The following is a 7,813-nucleotide window of genomic DNA, read 5'->3' as shown; positions in this document are numbered from 1 at the left end:
CCAGTTTCTTCAGTAAGTTATAGGTTGTTTGATAAGAGGCGGCTTGCCGGCGATGCAGTCGACGCGGTATGTCAGGAAAATCGCGTCATCGTTCATCGCCGACAAGCCGCCTCCCACGGTCCGGTGTTTGCTGCAAGACCGCGCCGTATCAAAGACATCGGGGCATCTTAAACAGCCCGGTGTCTGCTGCACTTTTTGATGAGAGTGAACGATGAATACCCACCACCTGCTCGACCCGGCCTACAAGGCTTTCCTCGACGAGCCTTCCAGCGTCTGGACGCTCGATAACCTGCCCGCGATCAGACGCCGTGTAGACGATGCCTGGAAACAGCCAAACGAGGCGAGGAACGAGCAGTACTGGACACAGAAGGATCAGATCAGGCTGTGCATCTATCGCCCGGAACACAGCCTCAAGCCTGCGCAAAAACTCGCCACGCTGCTTTACATCCATGGCGGCGGTTTCGTGCTGGGCCGTCCCGAGATGGCTGACGATTATCTTGCCGATCTGGCCAACGAGCTGAATGTCCTGATCGTGGCCGTCGACTATCGACTTGCGCCCGAACACCCCTTCCCCATCCCGCTTGAAGATTGCTACGCGGCGTTGGCCTGGATCTTCAACGAAGGGCTGGCACTCGGCGTGGATACGCAAAAGGTAATGGTGATGGGCCACAGCGCAGGCGGTGGTCTGGCTGCTGCCGTGTCGATCATGGCGCGGGACAGAAACGAGTATCGGCTGGCCGGGCTGCTGATGGTCTATCCGATGCTGGACCACCGCACCGGCTCGACCACTTCGTCAGCGGACAACCCCACCACCGGAACCCTGAGCTGGACTCGCGAAGCGAACCGGTTCTGCTGGGAATGCCTGCAAGGTGCATACGCACTGGACGATGATCGGGCAGCGCTGTTTTCACCCGCACTGGCCAATGACCTGTCCGGGCTGCCGCCAAGCTTCATCAGCGTCGGTGCGCTCGACCTGTTTCTAGAAGAAGACGTAGCCTTCGCGCTCGCGCTTTCCAGATCCGGCGTGCCGGTGGAATTGCACGTGTACCCCGGCGTGCCGCACATGTTCGATCAGTATCCGGGCCTTCAGACCGAACAGCTCAAACAGGACATCACCCGCGCCCTCGCCTGCCTGTGCGCAGACAAGGGCACGCTGTAACCACTAGACCAGCGCTTCAGCCGGACCGAAGAACTCGTAATGACTCTGCTCGTCCGGGATACCCAGATCGTGCAGCGCCCGCTTGATGAACGCCATGAACGGCTTGGGACCGAGGAAGTAAGCTTCGACGTCCCGGTTCGCAGGCAACCACTGTTGCAGATGCGCCACCGCAGGCAGGCCGACAATGTTGGGTTGGGCAGGATCAGCAACCGTGTCGTTATAGACAACATGGGCACGAAACTGCGGATAGCGTGCCTGCCAATCCTTGAGCACTGCCTGAAATGCATGCGCCCCGGCATGCCGCGCGTAGTGGATGAACACCACGTCCCGACCGCCAGCCTCCAAAGCGGCTTCGGCCATCGCCAGGGTTGGCGTGATGCCGACACCGCCACTGACCAACACCAGCGGCTTGCTGCCTTCGATCAGGGTGAACTCGCCGGACGGTGGAAACAGCTCCAGCTCATCACCCGCTTCAACCTGTTCATGCAGGTAATTCGAAACCACCCCGCCCACTTCTTTCTTGACGCTGATGCGATAGCCGATGCCTGTCGATGCAGCTGACAGCGAGTAATTACGACGGATTTCCTGCCCCTTCACTGTCAGACGCAGGCCAATGTACTGACCGGCCTTGTGCGCAATGACCGGCTGACCGTCCACAGGCTCGAGATAGAACGAGGTGATCTCGTCGCTTTCCGGTGTCTTGGCTTTAACCTTGAACATACGCCCGCCACGCCAGCCGCCTGGAGCGGCGGCGATGTTTTCGTACACCTCATGTTCGGCGCCGATGAGGATGTCAGCCAGTTGCTGATACGCCTCGCCCCAGGCAGCAATCACCTCGTCAGTCGCCGTTTCGGCACCCAACACTTCGCGGATCGCCTGCAGCAGGCACGTTCCGACGATAGGGTAATGCTCGGGCAGGATCTGCAACGCCACGTGCTTGTTGACGATCTGGCTGGCAAGCGGACCGAGGTTCTCCAGACGATCAATGTTGCGGGCGTACATCAGCACCGCATTGGCCAGAGCACGAGGCTGAGCACCGTTGGCCTGATTGGCCTGATTGAACAGCGGCCGAACCTCAGGGTAGTCGCGCAGCATGATCTGGTAGAAGTGCGTGGTCAGCGCTTCGCCACCCACCTCCAGAATCGGGACGGTTGCCTTGACGATGTCACGTTGAATGTCGGTCAGCATGGGTCAGCTCCAGAACGTTTCGATACCTGGATAGAGCAACCCACGTGCCAACTGAAAAACCCAATAAAATCAGGAGCAAAGCGATCATGACAGTCAAAATGACAGAGTCATAATGACTCTATTCAAGGCGAACAGGTCATTCGGACCCGACGTTATCCGGACTGCTTGCGCGAATGACTGAAGCTCCTGATGCAGATCTGAACACACTCACCCTTGCAATGCAGACGGTTCAACGCAGGTAAGCCGCCCAGGCAGACACCAGCAGCAACACCGCCATGCTCCTGTTCAGCCACTGCAGGGCGCGCGCGGACTTGAGCAAACGTGCGGACCCTGCGCCCAACAGCGCCCAGCAGGCCAGACACGGCAGCGACACGAGGAAGAACGCGAGCGCCAAGTGGGCCACGGTTCCCTGGCTGAACACACTGACGACAGCCAGCGCCATCATCCAGGTCTTGGGGTTGACCACTTGCAGACCCGCCGCGCCGACGAATCCGAGGCGTGGACGGCTGTCATCGGGGCTCACGGGGTCAGCCGGGCTGTTGAAAATTTTCCACGCCAGCCAGGTCAGCCAGCCGACGCCGATGGCAGCCATTACGGGCTGTACGGCAGGCACTTGCATCAACGAACGACCGACGCCGGTGCCCACCAGCAGCACCAGCCCTGCGGCGCCCATGCAGGCACCGAGAATGATCGGCAGACTGGCTTTCAGACCGTAACGGGCGCTGTTGCTCAGCACCAGCAGATTGGTGGGGCCGGGGGTGATTGAGGCGACGAACGCGAACAGCAGAAACGAAAGCATGACCGGACTCCTGAATGACAGGCCGTCATGCTCGCGCAATGAACGATGTCAGTCTGGAAGGTCTGTGCAGCGTGTGCGATACGCCGCAGGCGTCAGGCCGTAGGCGCGCAGAAACCAGCGGCCCAGATGACTCTGATCGGCAAACCCCAGATCGCTGGCGACCTCCACAGGCTGCGCGCCACGGGCCAGAAGCCTGCGCGCCATGGACAGCCGCAACTGCACCAGGTAAGCGTGGGGTGGCAGACCAAAGGCAGCCTTGAAGGCGCGGGTCAGCCTGAAACGGTCCACGCCACAGGCCAGCGCGAGTTCGTCCAGCCCCAGATCACGCCGAAAATGGGCATGCAGATAATCCCGGGCACGCAGGGCGACCAAGGGCAATCGAGGGTCATGTTCCTGTCTCGCCCGCCAGTGCACATGGGCGGTCAGCCGTTCCAGCAAACCGTCCAGCGCACTCTGCCGGATGATGCGCGACTCCTGGCCATGCAGCGCCGAAAAGGCAAACAGGATGGACTGGGCCAGCCGCGGGTCACGCACCAGCGTGCTGGCAAAACCTGGCTGGAAGCCCTGCGGTGCGTCTTCGAATAACGACGTCAGTTCACGGCCGATCCAGTGTGGGTCCAGATACAGCATGCGGTAGGTAAAACCATCGGCATTCGGCGCGTCGCCGTCGTGGACCTCACCGGGTTCAAGCATGAACACCTGGCCCGAGGTGCTGGCATGCCGTTGTCTGCGACAGTGAAACTGCTGCACGCCCTGCTCCGTGACGCCGACCAGATAACTGTCATGCCAGTGCGGATCGTAGGCGTGCCCACGAAAATGGGCGCGCAACGTCTCGATCCCGGTATCCCGGTCCTGAGCGAGGTCGATCCAGTTGGCTGACTTCATGAGTGGCTTGAGTGGGCAGATGAGCGTGTCTGCTTTTATCGCGCGGCAGAGGCGCAAAGTCTAGAAGGTTTGTGCGCAGGCCCGGGGTCGTCTATATTTGCGCCCGGCGCCTCCACGCCTCCATCCGCGGAAAGGGCTGCGCCCAGGACACTGCATCACCCTCTTGTCATTACGACTCCCGACCTTCAAGCGGACAAGGTTTGTACAAGGAGCTCGTATGTCCATCAATACCGATTTCCGTTCCCAGGACGGCCGCATCAACCTTGAGCAACAGCGCAAGCGCGCAAAGGAACTGTTGCAGCGCCTGAAGCAGGGCAATGCCCCCGATCAGCTCGCACTGCTAGGCACGTCCGGCCGAGCGCTTGCCCCCGCACTTTGCGACGCACAGTGGCTGATTGCGCGCCAGCTGGGTTTCAGCAGCTGGCCCAAGCTGAAGGCCCATGTCGACGCCGTTGCCTTTGCCGCGCAGCACCCTGACTTCCACGCCAGCGACGAGCCACGGACCGTGCACTGGCGGTGCGGCAACGACATCGCCCACAGCCTGCAACTGGCCGGTTTCAAAGGCTCGTTCCACATGCTCAGCGACCCGCTGTGCATGGGGCCGGTTCAGGACATGCCGGACGCAGAATTTCGAGCGCAGCGCAGTGACTTCATCAGCGCAACCTTTGATATGAATCGCGCCGATGTCGCACGCAGGACAGACGAGGAATATGGACGTCTCGAACAGTTGGGCAGCGATCAACACAATGTCCTGTGGTGCGAGGCCGATGCTTACGACCAGCTCTTTCTGATCAAGACCCTCGCTAGCCTGGAGCGACTGCCGCCACGGCTTGAACTCATCGAAGTGGACCGGGTGCCGGGAATTCAGCGTTTCATCGGCATTGGGCAGCTGGCACCCGACGTTCTTGCCTGGCTGTGGCCACAGCGCAAGCCGGTGACTCAGGACATGCTGGACTGCGCTCGCAAGGCATGGCGAGCCTATTGCGATGCCTCGCCTGTTGCACTGGCCGCTCTGGCTCATGACCCGAAACTGCCTCTGCGACTGCTGGCTCCAGCGTTGTTGCGACAGCTTCAAGAGCTGCCGGGCAGCGACGACGGGCTGTCGCTCACCGAGCGCCTTTCATTGCAGTATCTTCAGGAAGCAGGCCCGACCACTTTTGGTGGCGTCTTCGCTGAACTGATGGACAAGCGCGACCCGTTGCCTTTTTTAGGTGACATGATGTTTCAAGCGCTGCTGCGTCCGCTGATCGACTCGGAGGCTCCTTTGCTGAAAGAAACAGAAACGCTCCTGAAATGGCCGCAGCGGACTTTGGCACTGACCGCCTTGGGTGAGCGAGTACTCGACGGGGGCGCTTATTGGCTGGACCACGCGCAGCACCTGCGTTGGGTGGGTGGCGTGTGCATCGTTCCAGGTCGGCCTCACTGGACGATCAACCTTGAAAACCGTCCGGTATGGCGCGTTTGAGGACGTAAACAGTGCGATTGGATGAAGGAACATACTGCTGGGCCAGATGACTTTTCGGTGAAGATTTTGTGACAAAGATGACAAATATAATTGGAAAATAATTTCCATTAACTGTATGAAGTGAACGGATTCTGCGCCCGAAACACAATGGCATCGGGCGCTGAATTCGCCCCCTTATCGACAGTTAACAAGCCTGAGGCTTTTTATGAATTCGTCCTTGTCACGCCGCAAGATTCTTCAGGGTGCCTGCTGCCTTCCGGCCGCCGCCGCACTGATGCAAATGCCTTCCATTGCTCACGCCGCTTCGCCCACCTCGCCTCGCACCAACATGACTGCCGACCAGGCATTGAAAGCATTGCGCGACGGCAATGATGCGTTCATGAAAGACACCACCATCAAAACGGAAGGCAACCGTGATCGCCGTCTGGAAATAGCCAAGGGCCAGACGCCGTTCTGCATCCTGATTTCCTGCTCGGATTCGCGCGTTCCGCCGGAACTGCTGTTCGGCCGTGGGCTGGGTGAACTGTTCATCGTGCGTAACGCCGGCAACACGGTCGACACCACCGCACTGGGCTCGATCGAATACGGTGTCAGCCAGCTCGGCGTTCCGCTGGTCGTGGTCATGGGTCACGAAAAATGCGGTGCCGTGGCTGCTGCCGTTTCGGTGGTCGAAGACGGCACGGTCTTTCAAGGCGCTATCGGTCAGATGATCGAGCCGATCATTCCTGCGGTCCTGACAGCCAAGGGCAAGAAAAGCAAAGACCTTCTGGAAGATTCCGTCAAAAGCAACATCCAGCGTACCGTGACCCGTCTGCGCTCCGCTTCCGAGCCAGCCCTGATGAACCCGATCAAGGCTGGCACCGTCAAGGTCGTCGGAGCGTATTACAGCCTGGAAAACGGCAAGGTCGATTTCTTCGACGTCTGATACGAATCGCCGTATGAGATAAAAAAGTCGGATAGATTCAAGCGCACGGATTGCGCCACCCTCCTTGATGTGGCATTGAGAATCATCGCCAGAAGGAGTGTCGCGTGAGCAAGGATTATCTGGCGTTTTTCAGCGCTCTGTTTCTGTCGCGACTGGCCGATCAGATTCTTCTTTTCATCGTGCCACTGGTCGTCTTTAAGACCACCAACAGCGCGTCATGGGCCGGGCTGGCGTTCTTTGCCGAGTCACTGCCACGCTTTCTGGCGTTTCCGATCTGCGGAGCGCTGTGCGATAAATTCTCTCCGATCCGAATCCTTCACATCAGTCAGGTGTACCGGGCACTTCTGTGCCTGCTGGCGATGCTGCTGTACATCGTTTTCGGCGGACTTGTCTGGCTGGTCCTGCTGTCGGCGTTATGCGGCGTGCTGACCACTCAGGGCGTGATGGCGCGTGAAGTGCTGATGCCGCACGTATTCCCGCGCTACAGCTATGCACGCACGCTCTCCTACTCTCAGATTGCCGATCAGACAGGGCTGGTGCTTGGTCCGTTGGTGGCCGTGCTGTTGCTGAACGAGTGGGCATGGCACTGGGTGGTGCTGGCTTGCGCGGCTCTGTTTCTGCTGGCGGACCTGGCCACGCTCATCTGGCAACGCACTCGCCGCCTGAACCCCGAGGTATTCGAGCAGAAGCACGACAGCGCCTGGCAATCATTAAGCATTGCGGTCGGGCATATTCGGCGCCTCACCGAACTGAAGAAACTCATCACCCTGGCGGCCGGAGTGAACCTGATCGTCGGCGTGACACTGGCGACCTCCGCTGCCATGGTCATCGGTGAATACGGCAGTGATCAGGAACGCTATGCGGGACTGCAGATGGCGGGCGCAGCGACGACCATTCTGATCCTGTTTTTCCTGGCACGGGTGGTGATACCGATGCGGGCGCTCGGTATGGTGTCGTACGTGATGATTACCAGCGGGGCCTTGATCTGCGCCTTGAGTCCAGCCCTTAGTGGCTACGCGGCGGGCTTTCTGCTGATCGTCGGGTTCGACAAGATGTTCAACGTCTACATGCGCAGCATCCGCCAACAGGTCATACCCCGGCAAGATTTCGGCAAGACCGTGGGCGTCATGACGCTGTTGAACAATCTGTCACAGCCGTTTGCCGGCCTGCTGGTCGCGCTGCTGGCCGGGCCGCTGGGCATTCGCGTGATCATCGTGACAATGGGGCTGCTGACCGCCCTGCTCGGCGGGCTGGCGCTTCGGTTGTTTGCAAGTCGTACTGATTTGCGGTGAGCGATGCTCATGCCGCGTTCCACAGCACACAGTGGAATGTGGGAAGCGCCACCACGTCTTCGACGTAGCGCTGTCGCGCAGCAAACACCGGGCGTCGTGG

At 59.8% G+C, this 7,813-nt stretch carries 7 protein-coding genes; 4 read left to right on the top strand and 3 right to left on the bottom strand.

Annotated features, from left to right (window positions below):
- Nucleotides 1-211 precede the first annotated feature (211 nt).
- Nucleotides 212-1,159, top strand: coding sequence for an alpha/beta hydrolase (locus QRN20_RS25890; RefSeq protein WP_285361523.1), 948 nt, complete (start codon nt 212-214; stop codon nt 1,157-1,159).
- 3 nt (nt 1,160-1,162) lie between these two features.
- On the opposite strand, the gene hmpA is transcribed toward QRN20_RS25890, so the two are convergent.
- The 3 genes from hmpA to QRN20_RS25875 form a co-directional block, all read right to left on the bottom strand.
- A complete protein-coding gene (hmpA, locus tag QRN20_RS25885) occupies nt 1,163-2,347 on the bottom strand; it encodes an NO-inducible flavohemoprotein (RefSeq protein WP_122466331.1) in 1,185 nt (394 codons plus the stop codon).
- 229 nt (nt 2,348-2,576) lie between these two features.
- A complete protein-coding gene (locus tag QRN20_RS25880) occupies nt 2,577-3,146 on the bottom strand; it encodes a LysE family translocator (RefSeq protein ID WP_029241743.1) in 570 nt (189 codons plus the stop codon).
- A 48-nt stretch (nt 3,147-3,194) separates the two neighbouring features.
- Nucleotides 3,195-4,031 carry an AraC family transcriptional regulator gene (locus tag QRN20_RS25875; RefSeq protein WP_122408718.1) on the bottom strand — a complete coding sequence of 279 codons (837 nt, stop codon included), beginning with the start codon at nt 4,029-4,031 and terminating at the stop codon, nt 3,195-3,197.
- 217 nt (nt 4,032-4,248) lie between these two features.
- Between QRN20_RS25875 and QRN20_RS25870 the strand changes: the two genes are divergently transcribed.
- From QRN20_RS25870 to QRN20_RS25860, 3 genes are all read left to right on the top strand, one after another.
- Entirely contained in the window at nt 4,249-5,496 is a 1,248-nt protein-coding gene (locus QRN20_RS25870; RefSeq protein WP_122434156.1) for a DUF1835 domain-containing protein, read from the top strand.
- Nucleotides 5,497-5,701: 205 nt separating this feature from the next.
- A complete protein-coding gene (locus tag QRN20_RS25865) occupies nt 5,702-6,421 on the top strand; it encodes a carbonic anhydrase (protein ID WP_029241740.1) in 720 nt (239 codons plus the stop codon).
- Nucleotides 6,422-6,525: 104 nt separating this feature from the next.
- Nucleotides 6,526-7,713, top strand: a complete 1,188-nt coding sequence (locus tag QRN20_RS25860) for an MFS transporter (protein ID WP_285361521.1) — start codon at nt 6,526-6,528, stop codon at nt 7,711-7,713.
- The last annotated feature ends 100 nt before the right edge of the window (nt 7,714-7,813 follow it).

Origin of the sequence: Pseudomonas sp. fls2-241-TYG-175, from assembly GCF_030209155.1 — a bacterium.
Classification (GTDB): Bacteria; Pseudomonadota; Gammaproteobacteria; order Pseudomonadales; family Pseudomonadaceae; genus Aquipseudomonas; species Aquipseudomonas viridiflava.
This window is presented reverse-complemented; position numbering and strand designations above follow the sequence as displayed.

Bases quoted from the DNA above. Each gene is read 5' to 3' on its own strand.
- QRN20_RS25890 (WP_285361523.1), top strand. From the start codon at position 212: ATGAATACCCACCACCTGCTCGACCCGGCCTACAAGGCTTTCCTCGAC.
- QRN20_RS25870 (WP_122434156.1), top strand. From the start codon at position 4,249: ATGTCCATCAATACCGATTTCCGTTCCCAGGACGGCCGCATCAACCTT.
- hmpA (WP_122466331.1), bottom strand. From the start codon at position 2,347: ATGCTGACCGACATTCAACGTGACATCGTCAAGGCAACCGTCCCGATT.
- QRN20_RS25865 (WP_029241740.1), top strand. From the start codon at position 5,702: ATGAATTCGTCCTTGTCACGCCGCAAGATTCTTCAGGGTGCCTGCTGC.
- QRN20_RS25880 (WP_029241743.1), bottom strand. From the start codon at position 3,146: ATGCTTTCGTTTCTGCTGTTCGCGTTCGTCGCCTCAATCACCCCCGGC.
- QRN20_RS25875 (WP_122408718.1), bottom strand. From the start codon at position 4,031: ATGAAGTCAGCCAACTGGATCGACCTCGCTCAGGACCGGGATACCGGG.